General features: G+C 72.0%; 23 protein-coding genes and 4 pseudogenes. 21 read left to right on the top strand and 6 right to left on the bottom strand.

What is annotated here, in order from left to right; translation table 11 throughout:
* Position 1: 1 nt before the first annotated feature.
* The 6 genes and pseudogenes from ACWD6R_RS26980 to ACWD6R_RS27005 all read left to right on the top strand — a co-directional run bounded on the left by ACWD6R_RS26980 (position 2) and on the right by ACWD6R_RS27005 (position 4,012).
* Positions 2-1,522 (top strand): acyl-CoA synthetase, encoded by a 1,521-nt coding sequence (locus ACWD6R_RS26980; protein WP_451821078.1) that lies wholly within the window; start codon positions 2-4, stop codon positions 1,520-1,522.
* Positions 1,523-1,596: 74 nt separating this feature from the next.
* Complete coding sequence (locus ACWD6R_RS26985; protein ID WP_451821079.1) at positions 1,597-2,052, top strand: MaoC family dehydratase; 456 nt, start codon at positions 1,597-1,599, stop codon at positions 2,050-2,052.
* Between the two features lie 115 nt (positions 2,053-2,167).
* Positions 2,168-2,368 (top strand): annotated as a pseudogene (locus ACWD6R_RS26990) (PadR family transcriptional regulator); the annotation flags it as partial.
* A pseudogene (locus ACWD6R_RS26995) lies at positions 2,364-2,768 on the top strand (type 1 glutamine amidotransferase domain-containing protein); the annotation flags it as partial. The pseudogenes ACWD6R_RS26990 and ACWD6R_RS26995, both read left to right, overlap by 5 nt.
* Before the next feature lie 180 nt (positions 2,769-2,948).
* Positions 2,949-3,392, top strand: a pseudogene (locus ACWD6R_RS27000) (site-specific integrase); the annotation flags it as partial.
* A 113-nt stretch (positions 3,393-3,505) separates the two neighbouring features.
* Positions 3,506-4,012, top strand: a complete 507-nt coding sequence (locus ACWD6R_RS27005; protein ID WP_451821080.1) for a TetR/AcrR family transcriptional regulator — start codon at positions 3,506-3,508, stop codon at positions 4,010-4,012.
* A 165-nt stretch (positions 4,013-4,177) separates the two neighbouring features.
* Here ACWD6R_RS27005 and ACWD6R_RS27010 read toward each other — a convergent pair whose 3' ends face one another.
* Together ACWD6R_RS27010 and ACWD6R_RS27015 are read right to left on the bottom strand one after the other, a co-directional pair.
* Positions 4,178-4,252, bottom strand: a complete 75-nt coding sequence (locus tag ACWD6R_RS27010) for a 50S ribosomal protein bL37 (RefSeq protein WP_100661309.1) — start codon at positions 4,250-4,252, stop codon at positions 4,178-4,180.
* Between the two features lie 105 nt (positions 4,253-4,357).
* The gene (locus tag ACWD6R_RS27015) at positions 4,358-4,591 is read right to left on the bottom strand and encodes a hypothetical protein (protein WP_451821081.1); all 234 of its coding nucleotides are present in this window, start codon (positions 4,589-4,591) and stop codon (positions 4,358-4,360) included.
* A gap of 314 nt (positions 4,592-4,905) precedes the next feature.
* Between ACWD6R_RS27015 and ACWD6R_RS27020 the strand changes: the two are divergent.
* Positions 4,906-5,016, top strand: a pseudogene (locus ACWD6R_RS27020) (MaoC/PaaZ C-terminal domain-containing protein); the annotation flags it as partial.
* 10 nt (positions 5,017-5,026) lie between these two features.
* Here ACWD6R_RS27020 and ACWD6R_RS27025 read toward each other — a convergent pair.
* From ACWD6R_RS27025 to ACWD6R_RS27035, 3 genes are all read right to left on the bottom strand, one after another.
* A complete protein-coding gene (locus ACWD6R_RS27025) occupies positions 5,027-6,205 on the bottom strand; it encodes a 4-hydroxybenzoate 3-monooxygenase (RefSeq protein WP_451821100.1) in 1,179 nt (392 codons plus the stop codon).
* A 167-nt stretch (positions 6,206-6,372) separates the two neighbouring features.
* Positions 6,373-7,014, bottom strand: a complete 642-nt coding sequence (locus ACWD6R_RS27030; RefSeq protein WP_451821082.1) for a CoA transferase subunit B — start codon at positions 7,012-7,014, stop codon at positions 6,373-6,375.
* Positions 7,011-7,769 carry a CoA transferase subunit A gene (locus tag ACWD6R_RS27035; protein ID WP_451821083.1) on the bottom strand — a complete coding sequence of 253 codons (759 nt, stop codon included), beginning with the start codon at positions 7,767-7,769 and terminating at the stop codon, positions 7,011-7,013. The genes ACWD6R_RS27030 and ACWD6R_RS27035 overlap by 4 nt, the downstream gene beginning before the upstream one ends.
* A 168-nt stretch (positions 7,770-7,937) precedes the next feature.
* Here ACWD6R_RS27035 and ACWD6R_RS27040 point away from each other — a divergent pair, with 168 nt between their 5' ends.
* Together ACWD6R_RS27040 and ACWD6R_RS27045 are read left to right on the top strand one after the other, a co-directional pair.
* On the top strand, positions 7,938-9,659 hold the full coding sequence (locus tag ACWD6R_RS27040; RefSeq protein WP_451821084.1) for an IclR family transcriptional regulator domain-containing protein: 1,722 nt from the start codon (positions 7,938-7,940) through the stop codon (positions 9,657-9,659).
* Positions 9,660-9,855: 196 nt separating this feature from the next.
* A complete protein-coding gene (locus tag ACWD6R_RS27045; RefSeq protein ID WP_451821085.1) occupies positions 9,856-11,490 on the top strand; it encodes an amidohydrolase in 1,635 nt (544 codons plus the stop codon).
* A gap of 31 nt (positions 11,491-11,521) precedes the next feature.
* Here the strand turns inward: ACWD6R_RS27045 and ACWD6R_RS27050 are convergent, their stop codons facing one another.
* Entirely contained in the window at positions 11,522-12,589 is a 1,068-nt protein-coding gene (locus ACWD6R_RS27050) for a LacI family DNA-binding transcriptional regulator (RefSeq protein ID WP_451821086.1), read from the bottom strand.
* A 131-nt stretch (positions 12,590-12,720) separates the two neighbouring features.
* On the opposite strand from ACWD6R_RS27050, the gene ACWD6R_RS27055 reads away from it, so the two are divergent.
* The 12 genes from ACWD6R_RS27055 (at position 12,721) to ACWD6R_RS27110 (ending at position 26,041) form a co-directional block, all read left to right on the top strand.
* Complete coding sequence (locus ACWD6R_RS27055) at positions 12,721-14,364, top strand: ABC transporter substrate-binding protein (protein WP_451821087.1); 1,644 nt, start codon at positions 12,721-12,723, stop codon at positions 14,362-14,364.
* The gene (locus ACWD6R_RS27060) at positions 14,361-15,314 is read left to right on the top strand and encodes an ABC transporter permease (protein ID WP_451821088.1); all 954 of its coding nucleotides are present in this window, start codon (positions 14,361-14,363) and stop codon (positions 15,312-15,314) included. Before ACWD6R_RS27055 ends, ACWD6R_RS27060 begins: the two co-directional genes overlap by 4 nt.
* Positions 15,311-16,198, top strand: a complete 888-nt coding sequence (locus ACWD6R_RS27065; protein ID WP_451821089.1) for an ABC transporter permease — start codon at positions 15,311-15,313, stop codon at positions 16,196-16,198. Before ACWD6R_RS27060 ends, ACWD6R_RS27065 begins: the two co-directional genes overlap by 4 nt.
* A 5-nt stretch (positions 16,199-16,203) precedes the next feature.
* A complete protein-coding gene (locus tag ACWD6R_RS27070; protein WP_451821090.1) occupies positions 16,204-17,211 on the top strand; it encodes an ABC transporter ATP-binding protein in 1,008 nt (335 codons plus the stop codon).
* A complete protein-coding gene (locus ACWD6R_RS27075) occupies positions 17,208-18,020 on the top strand; it encodes an ABC transporter ATP-binding protein (protein ID WP_451821091.1) in 813 nt (270 codons plus the stop codon). Before ACWD6R_RS27070 ends, ACWD6R_RS27075 begins: the two co-directional genes overlap by 4 nt.
* A gap of 292 nt (positions 18,021-18,312) precedes the next feature.
* Complete coding sequence (locus ACWD6R_RS27080; protein ID WP_451821092.1) at positions 18,313-18,996, top strand: cupin domain-containing protein; 684 nt, start codon at positions 18,313-18,315, stop codon at positions 18,994-18,996.
* The gene (locus ACWD6R_RS27085) at positions 18,993-20,057 is read left to right on the top strand and encodes a hypothetical protein (RefSeq protein WP_451821093.1); all 1,065 of its coding nucleotides are present in this window, start codon (positions 18,993-18,995) and stop codon (positions 20,055-20,057) included. The genes ACWD6R_RS27080 and ACWD6R_RS27085 overlap by 4 nt, the downstream gene beginning before the upstream one ends.
* Positions 20,054-21,247, top strand: a complete 1,194-nt coding sequence (locus ACWD6R_RS27090) for a hypothetical protein (protein ID WP_451821094.1) — start codon at positions 20,054-20,056, stop codon at positions 21,245-21,247. Before ACWD6R_RS27085 ends, ACWD6R_RS27090 begins: the two co-directional genes overlap by 4 nt.
* Positions 21,244-22,155, top strand: coding sequence for a hypothetical protein (locus ACWD6R_RS27095; RefSeq protein WP_451821095.1), 912 nt, complete (start codon positions 21,244-21,246; stop codon positions 22,153-22,155). Before ACWD6R_RS27090 ends, ACWD6R_RS27095 begins: the two co-directional genes overlap by 4 nt.
* A gap of 99 nt (positions 22,156-22,254) precedes the next feature.
* Positions 22,255-22,791 (top strand): hypothetical protein, encoded by a 537-nt coding sequence (locus tag ACWD6R_RS27100; protein WP_451821096.1) that lies wholly within the window; start codon positions 22,255-22,257, stop codon positions 22,789-22,791.
* 75 nt (positions 22,792-22,866) lie between these two features.
* Complete coding sequence (locus ACWD6R_RS27105) at positions 22,867-24,642, top strand: asparagine synthetase B family protein (protein ID WP_451821097.1); 1,776 nt, start codon at positions 22,867-22,869, stop codon at positions 24,640-24,642.
* A 37-nt stretch (positions 24,643-24,679) separates the two neighbouring features.
* Complete coding sequence (locus tag ACWD6R_RS27110) at positions 24,680-26,041, top strand: aldehyde dehydrogenase family protein (RefSeq protein WP_451821098.1); 1,362 nt, start codon at positions 24,680-24,682, stop codon at positions 26,039-26,041.
* The last annotated feature ends 235 nt before the right edge of the window (positions 26,042-26,276 follow it).

Below are 26,276 nucleotides of genomic sequence, written 5' to 3' on the forward strand. Positions count from 1 at the left end.
CATGCGCAACCAGGGTATCGGTTCATGGACCGCCCGCCGGAACCGCAAGACGCCACGGCGCACCGCCCTCCTGCACGAGGGCCGCGCCATCGGCTATGCCGAACTGCACGACCGCTGCACCCGTCTCGCCCACGTCCTGCGGGACGCCGGCGTCGGCCGCGGGGACCGGGTGGCCTTCCTCGGCCCCAACCACCCCGCCTTTCTGGAGACGCTCTTCGCCACCGGGCTCCTGGGCGCGGTGTTCGTCCCGCTGAACACCCGTCTCGCGGTGCCGGAACTGCTCCACCAGCTTGCCGATTCCGGCAGCCGGGTCCTGGTGCACGCCCGGCAGCTGGAGAGCCGGGTCGCGGAGCTGACGGCGGGATCCGGGATCTCCCCGGTCCTCGCGGTCGAGGACGGGCCCGGGCTTTCGTACGAGGAGCTGCTCGCGGCGGCCGGGACGGACCCGGTCGACGAGGAGGTGGGACACGAGGACATCTGTCTCATCATGTACACCTCGGGCACCACGGGCCGGGCGAAGGGCGCCGTCCTCACCCACGGCAACATCGTCTGGAACAGCCTCAACGTGCTGGTCGACACCGACCTCGCCGGCGACGAGGTGGCCCTGGTCGGCGCGCCGCTGTTCCACACCGCCGCCCTGAACATGAGCTGTCTGCCCACCTTGCTCAAGGGCGGCACCGTCCTCCTGGAGTCCTCCTTCGACCCGGGCCGCAGCCTGGAGCTGATCCAACAGCACCGGGTCACTTGCATGTTCGGTGTTCCCACGATGTACGACACGATGGCGGCGGCGCCCGGATGGGAGGGTGCGGACCTGACCAGTCTGCGCACCCTGCTGTGCGGTGGCGCCCCGGTCCCGGCCCGTACCGCCCGCGCCTATCTGGACCGGGGGCTCGCCTTCGTCCAGGGCTACGGCATGACGGAGACCGCGCCCGGGGCCCTGGTCCTGGACCGGGCCGACTCGCTCGGCCACGCCGGTTCCGCGGGTGTGCCGCACTTCTTCACCGAGGTGCGCGTGCTCCTGCCCTCGGGCGAGGAGGCGGCGCCGGGCGAAAAGGGCGAGGTGGTCGTCGCCGGGCCGAACGTGACGCCGGGCTACTGGAACCTGCCGGAAGCGACCACCGCGGCCTTCCGCGACGGGGGGCGCTTCCGCTCGGGCGACGTGGCCACCGTCGACGCCGACGGCTATGTGTATCTGGTCGACCGGCTCAAGGACGTGATCATCTCGGGCGGGGAGAACATCTACCCCGCCGAGGTCGAGGACGCCCTGCTCGGACACTCCGCCGTCGCCGAGGCGGCCGTCATCGGCGTACCCGACCCGCAGTGGGGCGAGGTGGGCCGGGCGGTCGTCGTGCTGCGCCCGGGGGCGGCCGCCACGCCGGAGCAGCTGTTCGCCCACCTGGAGGGCCGGCTCGCCCGCTACAAGATCCCCCGCAGTGTCGTCCTCGTCCCCGAACTCCCGCGCAACGCCGCCGGAAAGCTGCTCAAGGCCCCCATCCGGGCGCGTTACGGCTCCGACAGCTGAAGCACCACCGGCGCCGCCGGGCGTCGAGCACCGGCGCCGACGCCGGACCATCCCTTCCCGATTGGAACAACCCCATGTCTCTCACCGTCAACGGAATCGACGAGATCAAGGCTCAGGCGGGCGCCGACCTCGGGCACAGCTCCTGGCTGGAGATCGCCCAGCCGCGGGTCGACACCTTCGCCGACGCCACCGACGACCACCAGTGGATCCACGTCGACGTGGAGCGCGCCAAGGAGGGGCCGTTCGGCGGCACCATCGCCCACGGCTACCTCACGCTGTCCCTGCTCATCCCGATGTGGAGCGAGCTTCTCCAGGTCGAGGGCGTGTCGATGGCGGTCAACTACGGCCTGAACAAGGTGCGTTTCCCGTCCCCCGTCCGCGTCGGCTCGAAGGTCCGGGCGCACGGCCGCGTGGTGTCCGTCGAGGACGTCAGGGGCGGTGTCGAGGTCGTCGTCGACCTGACCGTGGAGATCGACGGCTCGGACAAGCCGGCGTGTGTCGCCCAGGCGGTGTACCGCTTCTACGCCTGATCCGCCTGAACCACCAATACGGGAGGGGGCGGCTGCTTCGAGCAGCCGCCCCCTTTTCGTGTGCTGTCGCAGTGTCAGTTCTCCTTGAAGCCGACGTAGTTCTCCGCGAGGGGGGTTGAAGCCTCCGGGGTACGACCTCTCCAAGGGCTTCGACGCTTCGGTCGCCAATTTTTGGATGGCGACTCCCCAACAGCTCTATCGCGAGCTGGAGCGCATGGAGGCCGAGGGGCTCATCACCGCCCGCGTCATCCAGCAGGAGCGACGCCCCAACAAGCGCCTCTTCAGCCTGACCGACGTCGGCCTCCCCGCAGTACGCCGCCGTCTTCTACCCCGGTGGCCACGGCCCGATGGAGGACCTCGCCGTCGACGCCGCCTCCGGCAAGGTACTCACCCTCACCCTGGACTCCAGCAAGCCGCTCGGCGTGGTCTGCCACGGCCCGGCCGCGCTGCTCGCCGCCACCAAGGACGACGGCACCAACAGCTTCAAGGGCTACGACGTGGCCGCGTTCACCAACGAGGAGGAGACCCAGGGCGGCTTCGCCGACAAGGCGAAGTGGCTGCTCCAGGACCGCCTCACCGACGCCGGCGTCACCGTCAAGGTCGGCGAGCCTTGGGCCCCGAACGTCGTGGTCGACCGCAACCTGGTCACCGGCCAGAACCCGGCCTCCTCCACGCCGCTTAGTGGAGTACGTGCGGGTTCCTTCGGCGCCGTGTGACTCGGGGAAGCTGCATCTCAGCAGGTAGATCCCGGCGTAGCGGCCCTTCACTCGTTGGTGTGAGATCTCCTCAGTAACTCGCAGATTCCACGAGTGGTCCTTGTAATTTCCTGGATCGTGTCAGATTCCGAAAGTCGCCTGCTGACGCTCCTCCGCCCGGAGCCGGACATCGCCGCTGCGGTGGACCCGGCTGTCGTGTCGGTGGAGTCCGGACTGGCGGACGTCGTGACGCTGCAGCGACGGCGGCAAGCCCGAATGTCGGCGCATGACGAGGAGAGCTTCTTCCTCGACACGCTCTCGGAGTACCAGTGGGCCTGGGACGCGGCAGGACTGGCGCCGGCCACGCTGGATGGTCTGGTCAAGCCAGTAATCGAGGTGTGCGAGTACTACGGCACCGTCCCGTGGCAGCTGTCGCCGAGGGAGGTCGACCGGTACTTCGCAGGGCCGGGGAAGCGGGCGTCATCGACTCTGCGCGCGAAGATCAACAAGATCGACGCGTACTTTGCATTCCTTGAGCAGCGGTATGCCGGCGAGATCATGCGCCGGTTCGGTGCTGCCGTGGAGTCGCCGATCGATCTGTTCAACCGGCCTCGGCACCGTGGGGACTTCGGGCTTCGGATCCCGCTGAGGTGACCCCCGGAACTCCGGGGTATATATCCGCCCTGCCATGTGAACCATCTTCCCGGACCATCAAGATCCGCCATCGGAGTGTCCACACCGCAGGGGTCACCTCAGGCGTGCGACGCACCACGATGGACGACATCGCCAGCACCATGGGCGTGTCCCGGTCCGGCGTCCCGGTACGTCCGCAACAAGGACGACGCCTTCCGCCGGCTCGCCGCACGCTGCACGATCAGGCGCTCGCGCGGGCCCGGCGGGCGGCGGCCGACACCGGCGCCACATACCCGGACCGCGTGCGGGGCGTCCTGGCCGCCAAGCTCGACCTGGTCCTGGAACTGTCCGGGGACTCCCCGCACACTGCCGAACTCCTCGACAACAAGGCCCGGTTGTCCGGCGGGATCTGCACCGCCTTCACCGACGCCCTGCGCCGGCTCCTGACCGACCTGTTCACCGAGACCGGCACCGCGGCAGGCGTCGAGCCCGAGCAGGCAGCCGACATCTGCATCGCCCTCGTCATCGCCCTCGAACAAGCGGTGGACGCCCGGGAGCTGCTGCCGCGGGCGTCGGACGCGCTCATGGCCGGACTGCTCGACACGCCCGTCGCGACGACGGCCCGTGCATGACGGAGATGGTTGTGCGGTTGGTGCCGGATGAGTTATCGGTGCTGTTCCGGCGGGTCGTGCCGCCCACGTCGGTGATACGTCCGCAGCGTGGTCGGCGCCGAGTGAGTGACCGGCGCGTGTGGTCCGGATGACCCGTCGCCCCGCGCCGTCGTGTGTTCGGTGAGCTCAGGCGTTGGGGCGCTTGCCGTGATTGGCCTTCTTCTTCTTGCGGGCGCGTCGCTTGTTTCCTCGCTTGGCCATAGTCCATTTCTACCAGATTCGGTGCATTTCGGGCGATCGTCAGTCTAGGTCCAGCCGGACGCGTCTGCATCAGGAGCATTGCGAGTACGTCAGAAACCCGCCCGCTCAGGGCACCCACTTGTACTTGTCTCCGCCGACCCATCTCACGACCGCGGGATCGTCGAAGTCGATCTCGGGCACCCCCGCTTGGTGCGCCAGCCTGATCACATCCACCATGTCGTAGGCAGGCCCGGCCAACACTCCGTTGACCTCCACCATGCGGTACGGCGGGTCGCCCGGCACGACGCCGAGGACGACGACGGGGGTGGGGTGGAACGCCTCTCCAGCATCGTTGGTCATGCTTACAGCGTGTGGCAGGGGCGCGCCGCGCACATGTCGAGCGGACCAACCATCCCCCGCACCGAATGCGGATGGGCACCCGCCACCGGGTCGTGGCGGGTGCCCATGGTTCGCCGGTCACCTGCGAGCAGGTCGCGTCACGTCGAGTGGCAAAGGTTCCTGTCGTGGCACGGCTTCGGCTTTGAGCAGTGCGTGCTGTGCCACGACTTCTTCTCGACGCCGATACGCGCCTGGTCCTGGTTCGACCGGACGGTGTCACCCTCGGCCGTGACCACCTCGATGTTGGTGACCTTGCCGTGCTCGCCTACGCCGACGCCGACGCCACCGACGACCACCAGTGGATCCACGTCGACGTGGAGCGCGCCAAGGCGGGGCCGCTCGGCGGCACCATCGCCCACGGCTACCTCACGCTGTCTCCCGTGTGGTGTTGCAACGTCAGCTCTCCTTGAACCCCACGTAGTTCTCCGCGAGGGAGGCTGAAGCGGCCTCGGAGCGGGCGACGTAGCGCAGGTGCGAGAGGCGCAGCGCGCGGTCGAAGTCGGAGTCGGCGGGGTCGCCGTGCAGCAGGGTCGTCATCGTGTACGAGAAGTGCTCGGCCCGCCAGATGCGGCGCAGCGCGGTCTCCGAGTAGGCGTCGAGCAGCGACTCGTCCTGGTGGGCGTGGTAGCGGGTGAGGGCCTGGGCGAGCAGGGTGACGTCGGCGACGGCGAGGTTGAGGCCCTTGGCCCCGGTGGGCGGCACGATGTGAGCCGCGTCGCCGGCCAGGAAGAGGCGCCCGTGGCGCATGGGCTCGGCGACGAAGCTGCGCATCGGGGTGATGCTCTTCTCGGTGATCGGTCCCCGCCGCAGCGTCCAGTCACCGTCGACCGCGAAGCGGGTCTCCAGCTCGTCCCAGATGCGCTCGTCCGGCCAGTTGTCGGTGCTGTCGTCCGGGTCGACCTGGAGGTAGAGCCGGCTGACCTCGGGCGAGCGCATGCTGTGCAGGGCGAAGCCGCGCTCGTGGTGGGCGTAGATCAGTTCCTCGCACGAGGGCGGGACGTCGGCGAGGATGCCGAGCCAGGAGAAGGGATACGTCCGTTCCGTCACGGTGAGCAGGCCGTCCGGCACGGAGCGGCGGCCGATGCCGTGGAAGCCGTCGCAGGCGACGACGATCTCGCAGTCCAGGGTGTGTTCGGCGCCTTCGTGGCGGTAGCGGATGCTCGGGCGGTCGGTCTCGATGCCGTCGACGGACAGCGCTTCCGCCTCGAACAGGACGGTTCCGCCGTCCTGTTGGCGCCGGTCGATGAGGTCCTTGACCACTTCGGTCTGCGCGTAGACCATGACCGACCGGCCACAGGTGAGGGACGGGAAGTCGATGCGGTGGGAGCGCCGGTCGAAGCGCAGTTCGATGCCGTGGTGCTCCAGGCCCTGGCGGTCCATCCGCTCGCCGGCCCCGGAGTCGCGCAGCACGTCGACGGTGTCCTGTTCGAGGATGCCGGCGCGCTGGCGGCGTTCGACGTAGTCGCGGCTGCGCAGTTCGAGGACGACGTTGTCGATGCCCTGCCGGTGGAGCAGGTGGGAGAGCAGGAGTCCGGCGGGGCCGGCGCCGATGATTCCTACGGTGGTACGGGGCATGAGGACTCCAAGAGAGGGAAGAGGGGTGCTGGGCGCGGCCTTGACGACGTGTGCGGCGAGGTCGTCGGGGCGGGTGCCGGACAGCGCGCCGCCGTACTTGCCGACGGGAGTCCGTACGGCGTCGACGGTGTAGACGTCCCTGGTCGTGGCTGGCGCCGGGGTGCCGGTCACCGGGTCTCCTTCGGCTTCACCGGGGCGGCCGTCCGGCGCGCGACCTCGTCGGCGGTCACGCCGGGGGCGGTCTCGACGAGTCGCAGTCCGTCGTCGGTGATGTCGAGGACGGCCAGGTCGGTGATGACGCGGTGGACGCAGGCCCGGCCGGTGAGCGGCAGCGTGCAGGTGTCGACGATCTTGGGGGCTCCGTCCTTGGCGGTGTGCTCCATGAGAACGATCACCCGGCGGGCGCCGTGGACGAGGTCCATCGCCCCGCCCATACCCTTGACCATCCTGCCGGGGACTGCCCAGTTGGCAAGGTCACCGCGGGCGGAGACCTGCATGGCGCCCAGGATCGCGGTGTCGATGTGACCGCCGCGGATCATGCCGAAGGAGAGCGCGGAGTCGAAGAAGGCGGCGCCCGGTACGACGGTCACCGTCTCCTTGCCCGCGTTGATCAGGTCGGGGTCGACCTCGTCCTCGTACGGGTACGGGCCGACGCCGAGGAGTCCGTTCTCCGAGTGGAGGACGACGTCGACGCCCTCGGGGAGGAAGCTCGGCACGCGAGTGGGCAGTCCGATCCCGAGGTTGACGTACGAGCCGTCGGTGAGTTCCCGGGCGGCGCGGGCCGCCATCTCGTCCCTGGTCCAGCTCATCGGGTGCGTACCGTCCTTCGCTCGATGCCCTTGTCGGCGGCCTGTTCGGGGGTCAGTGCCAGCACCCGCTGCACGAACACGCCGGGGAGGTGGACCTGGTCGGGGTCCAGCTCGCCGGGTTCCACCAGCTCCTCGACCTCGGCGACGGTGATCCGGCCCGCCATGGCGGCGAGCGGGTTGAAGTTGCGAGCCGCGCGGGCGAAGACGAGGTTGCCGTGGCGGTCGCCCCGGGCGGCGCGCACCAGGGCGAAGTCGGTGGTGATGCCGTGTTCGAGGACGTACGCCCTGCCGTCGTACTCGCGTGACTCCTTGGGCGGGGAGGCGACCGCCACGCCGCCGTCCGGCGCGTACCGCCAGGGCAGTCCGCCCTCGGCGGCCTGGGTGCCGACGCCCGCCGGGGTGAAGAAGGCCGGGATGCCGCAGCCGCCGGCCCGCAGGCGCTCGGCGAGGGTGCCCTGCGGGGTGAGTTCCAGCTCCAGTTCGCCGCCCAGGTAGCGGCGGGCGAACTCCTTGTTGTCGCCGATGTAGGAGCCGGTGACACGGCTGATCCGGCTGGCCGCGAGCAGGATACCCAGTCCGCCGCCGTCGACGCCGCAGTTGTTGGAGACGACGCTCAGCCGGCCGGAGCCATGGGCGTGCAGCGCGCGGATCAGGACGTCCGGTACCCCGCTCAGCCCGAAACCTCCGACGGCGAGCGAGGCGCCGTCTCCGATGTCCGCCACCGCTTCGGCAGCCGTCGCTATGACTTTGTCCATATAACGACCCTTTTCAATCGGGGTTCATCGTGAGGGTGTTCGCCTGGTGAACTTTCGTTCATAATTGACGGCGGGCTGAGTGTCCGCCCACACTTCGGGCCGTGTCAACGGCAGCGGGTACGGTTTCTGCACGGTGATCAGCCCGCGACGCCCCGAGGAGGCCGGACGATGTCCCAGCTCACCGAGGTGACGACGGCGCCCGAGGCGCCGGCGGCACCCGAGGCCACGACGGCGCCCGACGAGCTGGTCGGACCGCTGGAGCGCGGACTGGCCGTGCTCCGCACCGTGGCCGCGGGACCGGGGACGCGCCACCGCCCCGGAGATCTCGTCCGCACCACTGGGCTCGCCCGCTCGACGGTCGACCGGGTCGCCACCACGCTCGTCCGCCTCGGGTTCCTGCGGACCGAGGACCGCGATCTGCTGCTGGCCCCGCGCTCGGCGGAGCTGGGCAACGCCTATCTGGCCGGCTGCGCCCTCCTCGAAGCCCTCGGCCCGCACGCCGAGGCCCTCGCCGACGAGCTGGACGAGTCGGTGTCGGTGGCCGTTCCCGACGGCGACGGGGTCCGCTTCATCGCCCAGGCGGCCCGCCGCCGGGCCATGGCGATCTCGTTCCGGGTCGGCGATCTGCTGCCCGCCGAACGCTGCGCGCCCGGTGCCTTGTTCGCCGCCGACTGGGACGACGTACAGCGGGAGCGGTGGCGGGCTCGGCGCCTGCACGACCCGCTGGACACCGGCTTCCCGGCCCTGCCGCCCCGGCCGGCCGGGGCGGAGTCCGCGTCCGAGCAGGTCGAGGCCGACTTCCTCGCCCGGGTTCGGCAGGCACGTGAGGACGAATTCGCCGTCGACAGCCGGCTGATCGAGCCCGGGCTGATCGCCGTCTCGCTGCCGGTCCGCGCCCCGGCGGGCGCGGTGGTCTGCGCCGTCAGCGTGGTCAGCCACACCAGCCGGCACAGCACCGAGTCCCTGACGGCGCGGGTTCTGCCCCCGCTGCGCGCGGCCGCCGCCGCCATGGAGGCTGCCCTGCGCACCCCGTCGGCCACCGGGACGCCGGCCACCGCCGCGGCGGTCCGCCCGCCCCACCCGGGCAGCGCGCTCAAGGAGGAACTCGGCGCCGGCTTCCTCCAGTCGCTCGCCCGGGGTCTCGACGTGCTGTGCGCCTTCGGCTCGGTCGACGGCCCGGCCCGCCTGGCCGACCTCGCCCGCCTCACGGGGCTCCCCCGCGCCACCGCCCGACGGTCGCTCATCACGCTGTGCCACCTGGGGTACGTACGGGAGGACGCGGACGGTTTCCGGGTGCTGCCGCGGGTCATGGAGCTCGGCTACGCCCGGCTCTCGGGCCTGACGCTCGCCGGGATCGCCACCCCGCACCTCGCCGAACTGGTCGGCCGGGTCCACGAGTCCGCCTCCCTGGCCGTGCTCGACGACGACGACATCCGCTACGTCGCCCGGGTCGCGAGCACCCGGATCATGCACATCGACATCACAGTGGGCACCCGGCTGCCCGCGTACGCCACCTCGATGGGCCGGGTGCTGCTCGCGGCCCTCCCCGACGACCGGCGCGCGGCGCGGCTGGCCCAGGTGACGCCCGAGGCGCTGACGCCCCGCACAGTGGCCACCCCCGAGGCCCTCGCCGACGCGGTGGCGGCCACCGCCCGGCGCGGCTACGCGTGGGTGGAACAGGAGTTGGAGGAGGGGCTGCGTTCGATCGCGGCGCCGGTCACGAACGGCAGCGGCCAGGTGGTGGCCGCGGTCAACGTGGCGCTCCACGCCGGCCGCGCCCCCGGCGAGGAGAGCCTGGCGACGCTCCTCCCCCATCTGCTGGAGACCGCCGCGCGGATCAGCGCCGACCTCGCCGCGGTGGGCCGCTTCTCCCCCGTGCCCACCGGCTGATCCTCACGGCCGCCGGGCCCGGGCGCGACGGTCCCGGGAGCCGTCCGCCGGGACGCTCGTGGACGGCGCCGCCGCTCGCTTTCGGGAACCACGCGGCTGACCACGCGCCGGCCTTATGACAACACCGTTGACGCGTAACGCTGGAGCCGCTTCCATGGCGCCCACCTCACGTTCCCTCATGTCCTGGAGGACCCGTATGACCACGGCCGATCTGGTCTTCACACGCGGACCCGTCTTCACCGCCGATCCGGCCCGCTCCCGGGCCACCTCACTCGCTGTCGTCGGCGACCGGATCGCCGCCGTCGGGCACGACGACGTGCGCGAGCTCATCGGCCCCGGCACCGAAGTCGTCGACCTCACGGGGAAGTTGCTGCTCCCCGGCTTCCAGGACGCCCACATCCACCCGGTGTACGCCGGGGTGGAGCTGGCCGAGTGCGATCTGACCGGCACCGTCGGCGTCGAGGAGTACCTGGCCCTGATCCGGACCTACGCGGACGCCCACCCCGACCACGCGTGGATCACCGGTGGCGGGTGGTCGATGGAGAGCTTCGACGGCGGACTGCCCACCCGGCAACTGCTCGACTCCGTGGTCCCGGACCGCCCGGTCCTGCTGGCGAACCGCGACCACCACGGCGCCTGGGCCAACACCCGGGCGCTCGAACTGGCCGGGATCACCGCCGCCACCCCCGACCCCGTCGACGGCCGCATCGAGCGCGAGCCGGACGGTTCGCCCAGCGGGATGCTCCAGGAAGGCGCCACGGCGCTGGTCTCCCGGCTGGTGCCGGCGAGCACCTCCGCGGACCGGCTCGCGGGTCTGCTGCGCGCGCAGGAGCTGCTGCACTCCCTCGGCATCACCGGCTGGCAGGACGCCCTGCTCGGTGTGTTCAACGGCAAGGCTGATCCGTCGGATGCCTATCTGACCGCCGCCCGCAACGGCTCGCTCACCGCCCGGGTCACCGGCGCGCTGTGGTGGGACCGCGAGCGTGGCGCCGAGCAGATCGACGAACTGGTCGCGCTGCGCGAGAAGTTGAGCCACGGACGGTTTCGGGCCGGCTCGGTGAAGATCATGCAGGACGGCATCGCCGAGAATTTCACCGCCGCGATGACCTCCCCGTACCTCGACGGCTGCGGCTGCGCCACCGCCAACAGCGGTCTGAGCTTCGTCGACCCGTACGCCCTGCGCGGCCATGTCACCCGGCTCGACGCCCTCGACTTCCAGGTCCACTTCCACGCGCTCGGCGACCGGGCCGTCCGCGAGGCACTCGACGCGATAGAAGCCGCGATCGAGGCCAACGGCCGGCGCGGCAACCGCCACCACCTGGCCCACCTCCAGGTCGTGCACCCCGACGACATCAGGCGCTTCGCCCGGCTCGGCGCCATCGCCAACATCCAACCGCTGTGGGCCGCCCACGAACCCCAGATGGACGAGCTGACCATCCCTTTCCTCGGGCCCGAACGCGCCGCCTGGCAGTACCCGTTCGGCGACCTGCTGCGCGCGGGCGCCACCTTCGCCGCGGGCAGCGACTGGCCTGTCAGCAGCCCGGACCCGATCGAGGGCATCCACGTGGCGGTCAACCGGAGGGAGCCCGGGGCCACCGACGGCCGGGTCTTCCTCCCCGAGCAGCGCCTGGACCTGGCGACGGCCGTCGCCGCGTACACGGCCGGCACCGCTCATGTGAACGGCCTGGACGACGCCGGCAGTCTGCTCCCCGGTAACCTGGCCGACCTGGTGGTCATGGACCGCGACATCTTCACCGCGCCGCCGGAGGAGATCGCCGAGGCACGGGTCCTGCGGACGTATGTCGGGGGCTCGCTTGTGCACTCCGCATGAGCGAGCCGCCCGAACCGCGCCCGGACCGCGCTCAGTCCGCCCGGGCCGTGCTCGTACGCAGCGAGGACGCCCGTACCTCGAGCCGGGTCGGCACCAGCACCCCGGCCGACGGGCCGCCTCCCTGCTCCAGTGCGGCGACGAGGAGTTGGATCCCGGCCTCCGCGACCTCCCGGGGTCCCAGGCTCAGCGTCGTCATCGGAGGCCGGGTGTGGGTGGCCGTCGTGTCCTCGCTGACGCACACCACGAGCAGGTCGCCGGGTACGTCGCATCCGTGGCGGCGCGCCGCCTCCAGGACGAGGGGCGGGCTCGCCTCGGCCACGACGAACAGCGCGTCGGGCCGGTCGGCCCCGGTCAGGGCCTCCTCGACGGCTCGTACGACCGGTCCGTTGCCGGCCTCGGCAGCGAGCACGACCTGCTCGGGCACGCCGTGCTCGGCGCACCAGTCGCGGTAGGCGGCGAGCGCTCCCGCGTGGAACCGTGTCGTGCTGTCGGGCAGCACCAGCGCGGGCCGCCGGGCGCCCTCCGCCTCGAGGTGGTCGAGCGTCTCCCGCACGGCCGCCACGACGTCGACGTCCACCCAGTGTGCCCCCGGCCGCCCCTCGGCGGAGCGGTCGGTGAACACCGGGATCCGGGCGGCGATCAGGTCGTCGATGATCCGGTCGCCGCCGACCGGGTCGGCGACGATCACCGCGTCGAGCGGCAGCTCGGCCCACTCGCTGTGCAACGAACCCGCGGGCAGCAGCACCAGCGCGTAGCCGCGCTTGAGTGCCGCCGCCGCGGTGGCGCTCGTCAGCTGGGCGAAGTACGGCGACTCCAGGAACGTCCAGGGGGCGCCGGCGAATTCGCCCACCACGTATCCGATCAACCGGGCCCGTCCCGCGCGCAGTTGGCGCGCGGTGGCGTTGGGCCGGTAGCCCATCCTCCGCGCGGTCTCCCTGGCCATCTCCCGTACGGCCGGGGAGAGCCGCCCGGTGCCGTTGAGGGCCGCCGAGACGGTGGTCTTGGACAGTCCCGCTTCGCGGGCCACGTCGACGAGCCGGACGCGCGGTGGGGTGGGCGGCGAGGCAGGTCCGCCACGCCTTGGAGCAGCATTCGTCATGGGGCTGATGCTGCCACCCTCGCGACCTCGGCAAAACCGTTCCCGCAAAGCCTTGTGCGGGAACGTTCCCGCATCAATACTCACTCCATCCCTCAGCGCCCGTCACTACACCCGTAAAGGGGTGGGTCTCCATGCGCATGCCCAGAGCCATCGCGCTGCTCGTCTGTACCGTCGCCGTCGCAACCACCGCCACCGCCTGTTCCGGCGCCACCACTCCTCGGTCCTCCGGGAAGGGCACCGGCCCCGCCTACCAGGTCACCCCGACCTCGCCGCCGGCGAAGGGCCGCCTGGACTCGTTCACGTGGTCCCTCTACGCCGAGCCCTACACGCTCGACTACGCCCTGGCGTACGACTACCCGCCGAACACCGTGCTCGCGAACGTGTGCGAGCAGCTGCTGCGGGTCACTCCCGACATGAAGATCGAACCCGGCCTCGCGGTCAAGTACGCCCAGCCGAATCCCAAGACGCTCGTGTACACGCTGCGTCCGGGGGTGAAGTTCCACGACGGAACGACCATGACCGCGAACGACGTGGTCGCCTCCCTCAAGCGCCACATGAACCCGGCCACCGGATCCCCCTGGGCGTCGGCGTTCAAGAACGTCGACGCCATCGAGAAGACCGGCCCCCTGGAGGTGACGATCCGGCTGGGCAACCCCGACGTCCTCTTCAACGAACTCATGGCCGCCTCCCCCGGCACCGTCGAGAGCGCCGCCTTCCTGGCCAAGGCCGGCAAGGACTACGGCGGCCCCAAGGGGAAGGTCGACTGCACCGGCCCGTACGCCCTCGCCGACTGGGCCCAGGGCGACTCCATCACCCTCAAGAAGCATGCCGCCTACTGGGACACGTCACTGGCCCCGAAAACGGACAAGGTGACGTTCACCTTCATCGAGGACCCGGCCGCCCGGTCCAACGCCTTCCTCTCGGGCACGGCCGACGGCGGGTACATGGTGCCCTCGTCCTCGCTCGCGCAGCTGCGCTCCAGCGGCAAGGGAACCGTGCTGTTCGGCCCCAACACCGCCGCGGCGGACCTCGCTGTCCTCGACTTCAAGGGCACCCTCGGGGACCTCAAGGTCCGCAGGGCCCTGTCCATGGCGCTCGACCGGAAGAACATCATCAAGGCCGCCGCCGGCGGCATCGGCGTCCCCGCCAAGGCCCCCGCCGCGCGCGGCGCATGGGGACTGGCCCCGGAGAAGACCGCCGGCTACTTCGACGCCCTCCCCGAGCCGGTGTACGACCTGGCGGCCGCGAAGAAGCTCGTCGCCGAAGCCGGCGCCAAGGGCCGGAAGGTCACCATCGCCACGAGCTCGCTCGCGCCGGAGGTCAGTGTCGTCGCCAACGCCGTCCAGGCAGCCGGCCGGCAGATCGGCCTCGACGTCCAGCTGAAGGCCGTCAGCCCCGACGCGTACAGCAGCATCTTCGTCGACCCCAACGCGCGCCACGGCCTCGACCTGGTCATCACCAACGGATACGACAACACCCCCGACCCGCTGGAGTTCTACCAGTACCTGCGCACCGGCGACTTCGGGAACTACGGCAACTGGTCCGACGCCGCGTACGACGCCGTGTTCGACCGGGCCAACGCGGAGCCCGACCCGGCCGCCCGGGCGGACCTGACCGCCAAGCTCCAGCGGATCGCGATGGACCAGCTCCCGATCATCCCGCTGTACGAGGCGCCCTACTCGGTCTTCTTCGGCAACCGGATCACCGGCGCCCCCACCGGCATCGCGCAGCTGTACTACCCGTGGGCCGCGACGATCGGGGCCGCGAAGCCATGACCCGCTACCTCGTCGGACGGTTCCTCGGCCTGGTGACCGTACTGTTCGTGACCTCGCTCGTGGTCTTCGGCACGGTCCACCTGGCCCCCGGCGACCCGGTGTCCTTCCTGCTCCACGGCCGCCCCGCGACGCCGGAGACCACGGCGGCGCTGCGCGCCCAGTACCACCTGGACGACCCGCTGCCCGCGCAGTACGCGAAGTGGCTCGGCGCCGTGCTGCAGGGCGACTTCGGCCGGTCCGCCCAGTTCCACCAGGACGTCGGGAGCCTCATCGGCTCCCGGCTTCCGGGCACCGCCCTGCTGGTCGGGTACGCGGCCCTGCTGGTCGCCGTCCTCGGGGTGGCGGCCGGCATCCTCGCCGCGCTGCGCCCCGGCGCGGTGGACCGCGTCGTGCTTCTCGGCACGGGCGTGGCCACGGCGACGCCCTCGTTCGTCAGCGCCATGGCGCTCGTCTCGCTGTTCTCCGTCCAACTGGGCTGGTTCCCGGGGCCGGGCGGCACCCCGGAGGGGTTGACGGACCGGCTGTACCACCTGACGCTGCCGGCCTTCGCGCTGGCGCTGACCTTCGCCGGTCTGCTCGCCCGGGTGACCCGCTCGGCGATGCTCGACGAACTGCGGCGCGATCACGTCGAGGTGGCGCGCGCCCGCGGTGTCGCACGGCGGGCCGTGGTCCGCCGGCACGTGCTGCGCAACGCGCTCGGCCCCGTCGTCACCGTCGGCGGCACCATGCTCGCCGGTCTGCTCATCAGCACCTCGATCGTCGAGACCGCCTTCGACGTGTCCGGAATCGGCTCCCTGCTCGTGCAGTCGGTGACGGCCAAGGACTTCGCCGTCGTCCAGGCGATCACGCTGCTCAGCGTGGCGGCCTTCGTCGTGGTGAACCTTGCCGTCGACCTGGTCGCCCCGCTCATCGACCCCCGGTTGTCCCTCCACGGGGAAGGCTCCTCATGACCACCACCGCACCTCCCCCGGCCGCCGCACCCGGTGCGCTGCGCCGCCGCCCCGGTCTGGGGGGCCTCCAAGTCCTCGGCCAGGGCCCGCTGTTCACGGCGGCCGTCGCGGTCCTGTTCGCGCTCGTCCTGGTCGCCGTCCTGGCCCCCGTCCTCGCACCGTACGATCCCGAGTCGCTCGACCTCTCGGCGAGCCTGGTCGGGACCACGGGAGACCACCTGCTGGGCACAGACCAGTCGGGCCGGGACATCCTGTCCCGGCTGATCCACGGCGCGCGGACCGGTCTGCTCGGACCGCTGCTCGTCGTCGGCGTCTCCACCCTCCTCGGTGCCCTGCTCGGCGTGGTCGCCGCCTGGCGGGGCGGCTGGGCGGACGCGGTCCTGTCCCGGTCGATGGACATGGCGTTCGCGATCCCGGGGCTGCTCCTGGCGATCCTCCTGGTGGCCGTCGTCGGCTCCGGCATGACCGCACCGGTGATCGCGATGGCCGTGGCCTACACCCCGTACGTGGGACGGCTGGTGCGCGGCATCGCGCAGCAGGAGAAGGCCCGCCCGTACATCGAGTCGTATCGGGTGCAGGGCTGGTCGGGCTGGACGATCTGCCTGCGGCACCTGCTGCCCAACATCGCTCCGACGGTCTTCGCGCAGTCCGCAATGAACTTCGGGTACGCCCTGATGGACCTGGCGGCCCTCTCCTTCCTCGGCTTCGGTGTGCAGCCGCCCACCGCCGACTGGGGCGCCATGATCAACGAGGGTCAGTCGGCCCTCCAGCAGGGGGCGATGCTGCCCGCCCTCGCGCCGTCGGCGTGCATCGTCCTCGCCGTGGTGGCGTTCGGCATCGTCGGCGAGGGACTCGCCGACCGGATCGCGAAGCGGGAACGGTGAGCGCCATGACCGAAACCAGCACTTCGGTGCGTGGCACCGGGGACGACTCCCCCGTGCTCGAGATGCACGGCCTCGGCGTACGCCTGCCGGCCGGGCAGGCTGCCCGGCCGATCCTGGACGAGGTCAGCCTCCGGGTCCTCCCCGGGGAGACGGTCGGGCTGGTCGGCGAGTCCGGCTCGGGCAAGTCGGTGGCCTGCCGCAGCGTTCTCGGGCTGCTGCCCGAAGGCGCGCGGACCAGCGGAGAGGTACGCGTCGCCGGCCGTGACGTGCTGAGCATGAGCCGTACGGAGCTGGCCGCGCTCCGGGCCCGGCAGGTGGCCATGGTCTTCCAGGACCCGCGCGCCTCCCTCAATCCGCTGCGCCGCGTCGGCGACTTCCTCACCGAAGGGCTGCGCGCGGCCGGCAGCCCCGCCGCCGCGGCCACCGCACGGGCCGAGGAACTCCTCGACACCGTGGGCATCCGCGATCCGCGGGGCGCGCTGCGCCGCTATCCGCACCAGTTCTCCGGCGGAATGCTCCAGCGGGTGGTCATCGCCGCGGCCCTCGCGGCCGAGCCCGCCCTGCTGGTCGCCGACGAGCCGACCACCGCCCTGGACGTCACGACCCAGGCGGAGATCATCGCGATCCTCACCCGACTGCGGGCCGAGCAGGGCACCGGGCTTCTCTTCGTCACCCACGACCTCGAACTGGCCTCGGCCATCTGCGACCGCGTGTACGTGATGTACGCGGGCCGGATCGTCGAGACCCGGGGCACCGACGAGCTGTTCGACCGGCCCCGCCATCCGTACACGGCGGGACTCCTCGCCTGCACCCCCCGCATCGAACCGGGCGCACCGGCCCCCCGGCCCATCCCGGGCCGCCCCGTCTCCCTCGCCGAGGCACCTCCGGGGTGTGCCTTCACGGCCCGCTGCACCCACGCACAACCGCGCTGCTCCGAGGAGCCCCCCGTACTGGCGCGGTACGGCGACGGACTCGCCGCGTGCCACCGCGCCGACGAAGGGATCACGCTGTGACCGGCACGACGAAGGGGCTCGTGGTCGAGGGGCTGTGCAAGCGGTACGGGGACCACACGGCGGTCGACGACGTGTCGTTCATCCTGGCACCGGGGGCTTCGCTGGCAATCGTCGGCGAGTCCGGCAGCGGGAAGACGACGACCGTACGGATGCTGGTGGGCCTGGCACGACCGGACGGCGGCACCGTCCGCCTGGACGGCCGGGACCGCTCCGCCCGCGCCCGGAGCCGGGCCGAACGGCTCGCGCGCGCCCGCGAGATCCAGATGGTCTTCCAGGATCCGTATCTCTCGCTGGACCCACGGGTGACGGTCTCCGACTGCGTCGACGAGGTGCTCCGCCTTCACACCCGGCTGGACGCGGCCGCCCGTCGCTCGCGGGTCGCCGAACTCCTGGACCAGGTGGGCCTCGGCGAACGGGAGGCCGGGGCCCTGCCCCGGCGGCTCTCCGGCGGACAGCGCCAGCGCGTCGCCATCGCCCGGGCCCTGGCGGTCGAACCCCGCGTCCTCATCCTCGACGAGGCGGTCGCGGCGCTCGACGTGTCCATCCAGGCACAGATCCTCGACCTGCTCGCCACGATCCGGCGCGAGTCGGGCATCGGCTACCTCTTCGTCACCCACGACCTCGCGGTGGTCCGGCACATCGCCGACGACGTCATGGTGCTCAGGTCGGGCCGAGTCGTCGAGGCGGGCCCGACGCATCGCGTACTGGACACCCCGGAGCATCCGTATACCCGTCTGCTCCTCGACTCCGTACCGCGTCGCGGCTGGGACCCGAGCCTGGCGACGGCCGGCCGCCGCGCCCTCGACTGACGGACACCGGCCTGACCGCCGCCTCGCGGCGGTCAGGCGTGCCCGCCCGCTTCCGGACCGAGGCGCCGGGCATCGCGTTCGGGCCGGATCGCCGCGATGACGGCCGTCATCCGTCCCCTCCTTGCCACGCGCGTTCGCCCGCCGTTCCCTCGCGCTTTGCCCGAGAGTCGGTCCAAAGGCTCCCCTTGTTGTGGATCAAGGCCATACGATGCGCCTGCGAAGCGCGCGCCGCGCACAGGAAGACGGGGGAGGCGCGATGTCCGGGAGACCGCATGACGGTATATCCGACGCCATGCCGGGCGGAGCATGGGGCACGCTCCCCGGCGCTGTGGAGCTGTACCACCTGAGGCCGGACGGAGGCATCGGGCTGGCCGACCGCGAGGGCGCCCGCGAGCTGGGACCCGAGCGGGAGTTTCTCCGCTTCATCGATGACGGGCAGTTCGCCCACTACCTGGTGGGCGACGCGGCGACCTCCCCCGAGCGCCCCTCGAACGCCACGGTCAAACTCGGTGTCGTGGGGCCGCGCAGCGCCTTCACCCCGCATGCCCATGGCGGTGAACACTTCGTCCTCAGCCTCGGCCACGCGACGTGCGGCCTCTACGACGCGGACCGCGACCTGGTTACCGAAGTCCCGCTGGCTCCCGGGATGTTGATACGGATTCCGGAGATGATGCCCCACTCCTTCGCGAACAGGGGCACCGATCCGCTGACGATCCTCGCGGCCAACACCGGTTACGGGATCGACCACGAGGACTACGCGATCACCGCCGGGGAGGCCGAGCGCCGCGCCGCGGGCGACACCCCGACAGCCGGCCAGGTGGCCGTAGCCGCCGCCACCGACTATCGCGCCCTCGCCGCCGCCCTGCGCGACATCGAGCGCCATCAGCAGGACCGCGGCATCGCCACCGCCACCGTCCGCGAGCGCCTGGCCGCACGACTGCGCCGTGTGGCGACCGCACTGGAGGTCCGCCGGTGATCTGTCCGCACTGCGAGAAGAACCTGCTCCGCAAGGAGCGCCCCAACAACACCTGCTCCCACTGCCGGCGCACGTACGCGCTCGACCCCAAGACCAACTCCCTCGGCCTCAGCGACCTGTGGGTGCACAGGATCGTCGCCAAGGTGACGGAGGAGGGCAGAATCGCGGTGACGCCGGACCAGTTGTGGTACGCGCTCTCGCGCAGGCGCCTCAAAAAGGGCACGTTCGCGCCGGGGTGTGCGGTTACCTCACTCTTCGCGGGCCTGGTCGTCGGCGTCGTCGGCATCTTCACCGGGAGCGTGTACCTGGCCCTCATCTCGGGCGGCCTGCTGCTCGTCTCCGCGGGCTTCGCCCTCGCACGAGCCGCCGGTGCGGGCCGGGGCTTCCCGGTCATGAGCCGTGCGGCGTTCCGTTCGGAGGCGCTCGCGCCCTGGCGGAACGTGTACGGCGGGCTGCCGCCCGGGGTGGTCGACGACGCCCCTCCCGTTCCCTCTCGGGCCAGGACTCGTGCGCCTTCCGGCGCTGAGCCCGGGGCCGTACTCCTGTGCCCCGACCGCTCCATCACGGCCTTCCTCAACGCCGACGGCCTGCCCGCCCGTTACGGGATCGCGCTCGCCGAGGATCTCGACGCGGTCCGCGCCCTGCCCACGCGGGGCCCGGTGATCGTGCTCCACGACGCCGACGCGCACGGGGAGCTTCTCGTCCGGCGCGTCCGCGCGAGTCTGGGGCAACGCACGGTGATCGACGCCGGGTTGCCGCTGCGCACCGTCCGCGGTCTGGCGCAGGCCGTGCCCTACCGCGACGAGCAGGGGAAGCCCGACAGGGAGACCATGGCGCTCCTCACCGAGCTGGGCGAGTTCACCAAGGCGGAGCTGAGGTGGCTGGGAAAGGGCTGGCGCTTCCCGCTCGTCGGCATGCCCCCCGCCCGGCTGCTCGCCGCCGTCACCCGGGTCGCCGAACAGGTCGTGCGGAGCGTCGATCCGGAGCGGCGTCGCGCCGCGTCCGTGGGGTTCATGACCTGGCCGGGTTCAGGGGCTCAGGACCACGCGGGTGAGCGATGATCTGCCCCCGCTGCGCCGCCTCGCTGACGGGCAAGCAGCGCAACGGCAGAATATGCGCGCACTGCGGGAAGCGCTTCGCGCTCGACCCCGCGGTGCACGGCAAGGGCATGCACGACATCCGCATCCGGGGCATCGCGGAACGCGCCACCGACCACGGCCGCCTGAAGATCACCCTCACCCAGCTCTGGTACCTGTCCCGCAGCCGTAACTACGCCTGGGCCGGGCGGGATCCGGAGGGTGTGCCGGCGAAGATCCGCTGGCTCGTGGCCCTGCCGGTGGCCGCCGCCCTCGTCGCGTGCGCCGTCCTGACCGGCGGACTGCTCGCGTTCCTCGCCGGCGCCGCCGCGTGCGCCGCCCTCGTCGTCGCGTCGTCCATGCGGCGCCGCCCCGGTCAGTTGCCTCATGCGCAGATCATTCCCGCCGAACAGACCTTCCGTGCCCTGATGAACGGCTCCTGGTCGGCGGTGTACGGGGGACTGCCGGAAGGCGTCGTCGACGACGCGGGCCCCGTGCCCCGGCCGCGCGGGGCGAACCGTTCCGGTGCGTCCGTTCCGGTGTCCCGGCCCAAGGCCGCGATCCTCTGCACGGACCGCGTGGTCGCCCTCTTCCTCACGGCCAACGGCATCCCCGCCCGTCTGGAGGCCGTCCTCGTGAAGGTCGCCGAAGCCGACGGAACCGAGGGGCGCCCCACCGTCCTGGCGGCGGCGCTCAGCGCGCTCGCGCAGTATCGCAGCGGGCTCCCGGTGGTGGTCCTGCACGACGCCGATCCGCAGGGTGTCCTGTTGGCGCCGCTCATCCGTGGCGCCCAGCCCGACCGGGTCGTGGTGGACGCGGGCCTCCCCGTCTCCGCGGCCAGGGGCAGACAGGGCGTCGTGCGGCTCGCCCGGCACGATCCGCTCGCCGACGCGGAACAGCTCCGCACGGTCGCGGGCCTGCCCGAGGCCGACGCGGAGTGGCTCGGCGAGGGCTTCTGGAGTCCGCTCGCCGCCGTGCCGCCGCGTGTCCTCGAATCGATCGCCGTACGGGCGGTGGAACGGGCGCTGGCCGCCCCGCGGCCCACCCCCCGTGAGGCCCTCTCGCACGGCTTCCTCACCTGGCCGCAGGCGCCGCGGACCCCGAGGACCTCGCGGGCATCCGGCACCGGCACCGGCACCGGCACGTACAAGAAGAAGGGCACCAGCTCCGCATGACGCCGCGACGCCTCCAGGCTCCCGGAATCGGGACCTCCATGGCCCGGGACCCCCGTACCGGCCGCGGGCCGGGCGCCCGACTCCTCGACCTCGCGATCACCGGCGCCGCCGCGCGCGCCGCGGGCCCGGGCGGCATCACGTTCACGGAACGGCAGCTCTATTACGAGACCTGCCGTGTCCTGAGCCCGGCCGCGACCCTGCTCCGCCGCATCCCGCGCACCCCGGCCCCTCCCCTGCGGCTGCCCACGTTCACACGTGCGCTGGAGGCACGGGGCCGGGAGACCGTGGACGGCCTCCTCCCGCCGGTCCCGTCCGCGCCGTCACAGCCTCTGTCCGCACCCGATGCCGCCGAACCCGACCTCTACGCCTACGGGCTCCCCCGCCTTCTCGTCTGCCAGGACCGCTCGATCGCCCGGATGCTGCTCGCCAACCATGTGCACCTGGAGGCGGCCTGCCCCGTCCTCGCGGCGCCCGACGCCCTGCCACTCGACCCGCGCCTCGTCGCGGCGCTGGAGCGGGCCGAGGGCGCGACGGTCCATGTGCTGCACGACGCGAGCCCGGAGGGCATCGGGCTCCCGGCACGGGTCAGGGCCGCTCTCGGCCCGGTCCCCGGCATGCGGGTCACGTCGATCGGGCTCGTGCCCCGGCATGCGGCAGCCCTGCGCCTTCCGACCGGCCGCGGCCCGGCACCGGCTCCGCCGCTGGAGCCCTGGCCGCCCGGGCTGCGGCCCGAGGAGGCCGCATGGCTGGCGCGGGGACGGTTCACGCAGGTCGCGGCCGTTTCACCGCCCCGCCTGGTGCGTACGGTGCTGCGCCTCACGCGGGGACCGCGAGCGCCCCGGAACTCCATGTGGTCCGAACTGCGCGGGCTGCGCACCACGGGTTTCCTGACCTGGCCCGCCTTGTGATCCGCCGCGTCACCCGCCCGTGATCCGCGGGGTGACCCGTCCCAGCGAGCCCCTCTTCCCGCGGCCACGACCGCCCCACAGACCCGAGGAACGCACACGATGATCCGACCTCAAGAGATCGGCTACTCCGACGAGCTGCTCGCCGACGGCAGCGTCCACCGGCGTTACGAGGACGGCCGGGAGGAGTGGCGCCACCGCGAGAGCTCCTCCCGTCACCTCGTGCGCTGGCACGACAACCGGAATGCCTCCGGCATCGACGAACTCCTCGGCAACCACATCATCAAGCGGGTCCTCGCCGACGACACGGTGACATACGCCCGGGACATCGGATACGGCCGCACCCTGTGGGGCCGCGGCGAGACGGTGATGGTCAACCGGACGTCGTTCGGCGGCAGGATGGGCGTCATGCTCGCGGGCCTGGGCGCAGCGGGCCTCGCCATCACCGCCGCCCAGCTGCCGCCGCTGAGCATGAGCCCGGAAGACGAAGAGGAGCTCCGCCGGCAGCAGGCGCAGAGCCAGTCGTCGTCCTCGGGCGACTCGGGCGGGAGCGGCGATTCCGGTGGCGGCGGGACGGACGACTGGGACGCGGGCTGGGACGACGGCGGGGACACCTGGAGCGACGACGACTTCGGCTGAGCCGGCCGCGTCGGCGCCACCAGAAGCCGTAGGAGCGGCGGTAGCAGTACGGAACACCGAGGAGAGGAGCCATCCATGGCACGCTTCTGCGTCTGCCTGTCCCCGACCACCCGGCAGGCCCGGGCCCATGTCGAGGCGATGGGTGCGGCCGGGACCGGCCGGGCATCCGTGGACGTCCCCGGGGCTGCCCTGGGGCTGATCGCGGACGAACCCGGCCGCGCCGACGGCCCGTTCACGGCATTCGGCCTGACGGCGGTGGGTGAGGTCACCCTCCACAACCGCCCGGCCCTCCTGTCCGCGCTGCACGCCGAGGGGACCCCCGTACCCGCCCGCTGCTCCGACGGTGAACTGCTGCTGCGCTGCTGGGCGCGGCTCGGCGACGCGGGAGTGGCGCTGGCCGAAGGCATGTTCGTGCTGGCCGTGCTGGACGGCACGGACCTGATCCTGATCCGCGACCACGTGGGCGCCCGGACGGTCTTCTACGCCCGCGCCGAAGGGGCCTGGGCGGCCTCGACCTCGCTGAGGGCGCTGCGGCGCTGGCCCGCGCTCGGCACCTCGATGAATCTGTCCGCGGTCCGTTCGTTCCTCACCTTCGCCTATCTGCCGGGCGAGGAGACGCTCCTGACCGGCGTGCGGGAAGTCCTGCCCGGACGGGTGCTGCGGCTGGCGGAGGACGGCGCGGTCACCGAGACCGTGCACTGGGAGCCCCACGAGCACATCGCGGAGCCGGTGCCGCAGGATCCGACGGAGCATGTCCTGGCCCTGCGGGCGCTCCTGGAGCAGGCGACGGCCGAAAGGCTCCCGGAGGCGGAGCCGGCAGCAGTCCTTCTCTCCGGCGGGATCGACAGCTCCCTCGTCACCGCGCTGGCGACGAAGCTCCACAGCCATCCGGTGCACACGTACTCGATCAGCTTCGGCGACGAACTCCCCAACGAGCTGGGCTACTCGGGCCTGGTGGCTGCCCACTGCCATACCCGCCACCGGGTCCTGAACGTGTCGGGGAAGACGGTCGCCTCACGGCTCGCGGAGGCGGCTGCCCTCCTGGACAGCCCGGTGGGCGATCCGTTGACAGTCCCGAACCTGTTGCTCGCGGAGACCGTGGCCGCGGACGGCGCGTCGGTGGTGCTCAACGGCGAGGGCGGTGACCCCGTGTTCGGCGGCCCGAAAAACCTCCCGATGCTGGTGCAGGAGATGCACCGAGAAGCGGGGGCGCCCTGGGACGAGGACCGGGCGACGGCGTATCTTCGCTCGTACCGCAAGTGCTGGACGGACCTCCCCACGCTCCTGACCCCGCAGACGCTGGACGCACTGCGGGACGCCCCGCGCCCCCAGCGGTTCGTGGAGCCGTATCTGGCACCGGGCGTCGACAGCCCGCACCGCATGGGCCACCTCCTCAACCAGCTCCTGCACTGCAATCTGCGGACCAAGGGCGCACACCACATCCTGACCAAGGTGGAGCGCCTGACGGCGTCGCAGGGCGTCGAGGGCCGGGCCCCGCTCTTCGACCGCCGGGTCGTCGACCACGCGTTCGCGACGCCGCCGACGTACAAACTCCGTGGCTCTGCGGAGAAGTGGATCCTCAAGGAGGCCGTGCGCGACCTCCTCCCCGACACGGTCGTCGACCGCCCGAAGAGCGGGATGCGGGTGCCGGTGCAGCAGTGGCTGACGGGTCCGCTGCGCGACCTCGGAAACGATCTGCTGCTGAGCCGGCAGTCGGCCCACCGGGGCCTGTTCCGCCCGGACACGATCCGCGCCTGGATGAAGGGCGAGGGCACGCTCCTGCCCCGTCAGGGCGGCAAGCTGTGGCTGGTGCTGACATTGGAACTGTGGCTGCGGTCGTACGCGTTGTGAGAAACGAGCAGCAGGAAGCGACGAGCGGGAAGCAACGATGAACACTGAACTCACCGACCCTCGCACGGGACGTCCCCGCGGCACCGCTCCCGCCTCCCGCGAGCCCGAGGTGGCTGCGGCCGTGGCGGCGGCCCGTACGGCGCTCGGCGCATGGAGCGCCCTGACCCCCAAGGACCGGGCGCGACGTCTGGACCGGCTGGCGACGCTGATCGAGGACAGCGCGGCGGAGTACGCGGCTCGTGAGCGGGCCGGTACGGGCAAGCCGGATCCGGAGACGGCGGGCGAGATCGAACAGGTGGCGGATCTGTTCCGCTTCTACGCGACGGCGGCACGGACCCGGACAGCCCCGGCGGCGGGCCGACTGGTGACCGGGCACGAGAGCTGGGTGCGCTGGGAGCCGATGGGCGTGGTCGGGGTGATCGTCCCCTGGAACTACCCGCTGATGATGGCGGCCTGGCGCTGCGCCCCGGCACTCGCCGCAGGCAACACGGTGGTGGTGAAGCCGGCGGAGACCACCCCGGACACGCTGGAACTGCTGGCGGAGCACGCCGAGCGGACCCTGGGCGAGGGCGTGCTCCAGTCCCTTCCGGGAGACCGGCGGACAGGTCGGCTGCTGGTCGAGTCCCCGGTGGACATGGTCGCGTTCACGGGCAGCGGGCGGGCGGGCCTGGATGTGGCGGCGCGGGCGGGGACGCGCCGGATCAGCCTGGAGCTGGGCGGCAACGCCCCGGCCGTCGTTCTCCCGGACGCCCCGGTGGACACGTATGCGTCGCTCGCGGAAGCAGCCACGTACAACGCGGGCCAGAGCTGCGCGGCGCCGGCCCGGGTCATCACGCTCACGGAGAACTACGAGTCGACGGTCGCCCGCCTGACGGAGGCGATGGGGGCCCGGCTGGCAGGCCGTGACTTCGGCCCGCTGAACAACCCGGACCAGGTGGCGCGTTACGACGCCCTGGTCGCTTCCTCGTCCGCGAAGCGACTGCTGGCGGCGGACATCGCCACCCCGCCCGGCGAGGAGCACGGCCACTGGCGCGCGGCCCTTCTCCTGGCGGATCTCCCGCACGACGACCCGACGGTCACCGAGGAAGTCTTCGGCCCGCTCCTCACAGTCCAGCACGCGGACACGGTGGAGGCGGCCCTGGGCCTGGCAAACTGTGTCCCCCAGGCCCTGGCGGCCAGCGTCTGGACGACCGACCTCGGCACGGGGCTCGATCTCGCGGCCCGCCTCGACGCGGGCGAGGCCTGGCTCAACTGCCATCTGGTGCAGACGGCGGAGCTCCCGCACGGCGGGCGTGGCTCGTCCGGCCACGGCACGGACCTGAGCACGCTGGCGCTCCAGGAGTACCAACGGCCCAAGACGGTGACGGTGCGGCTGACGCCCGGCCTGCGCGAGAGCTGAGGCAGAGGGCCACCGGACGACGGCGGGCGGCACCCGCCACGCGCTCGAGCATGTGACGCTGCTCCCCAGCCTGCGGCCGGGTAGTACACGTGGCGACTGAACGCATCAGGCTGCGGCATGCCTGCCCCACCGCAAGGCTAAGAGCCTGTCGGGTGACCTTCGATCGGAAAGCGGACGCGGTCTGGTGCGTGCGATTCCAAGGCGCCGGAAGGCCCTCGGATGGGGTCTCCCCTGC

This window comes from Streptomyces sp. NPDC005151 (assembly GCF_053599875.1).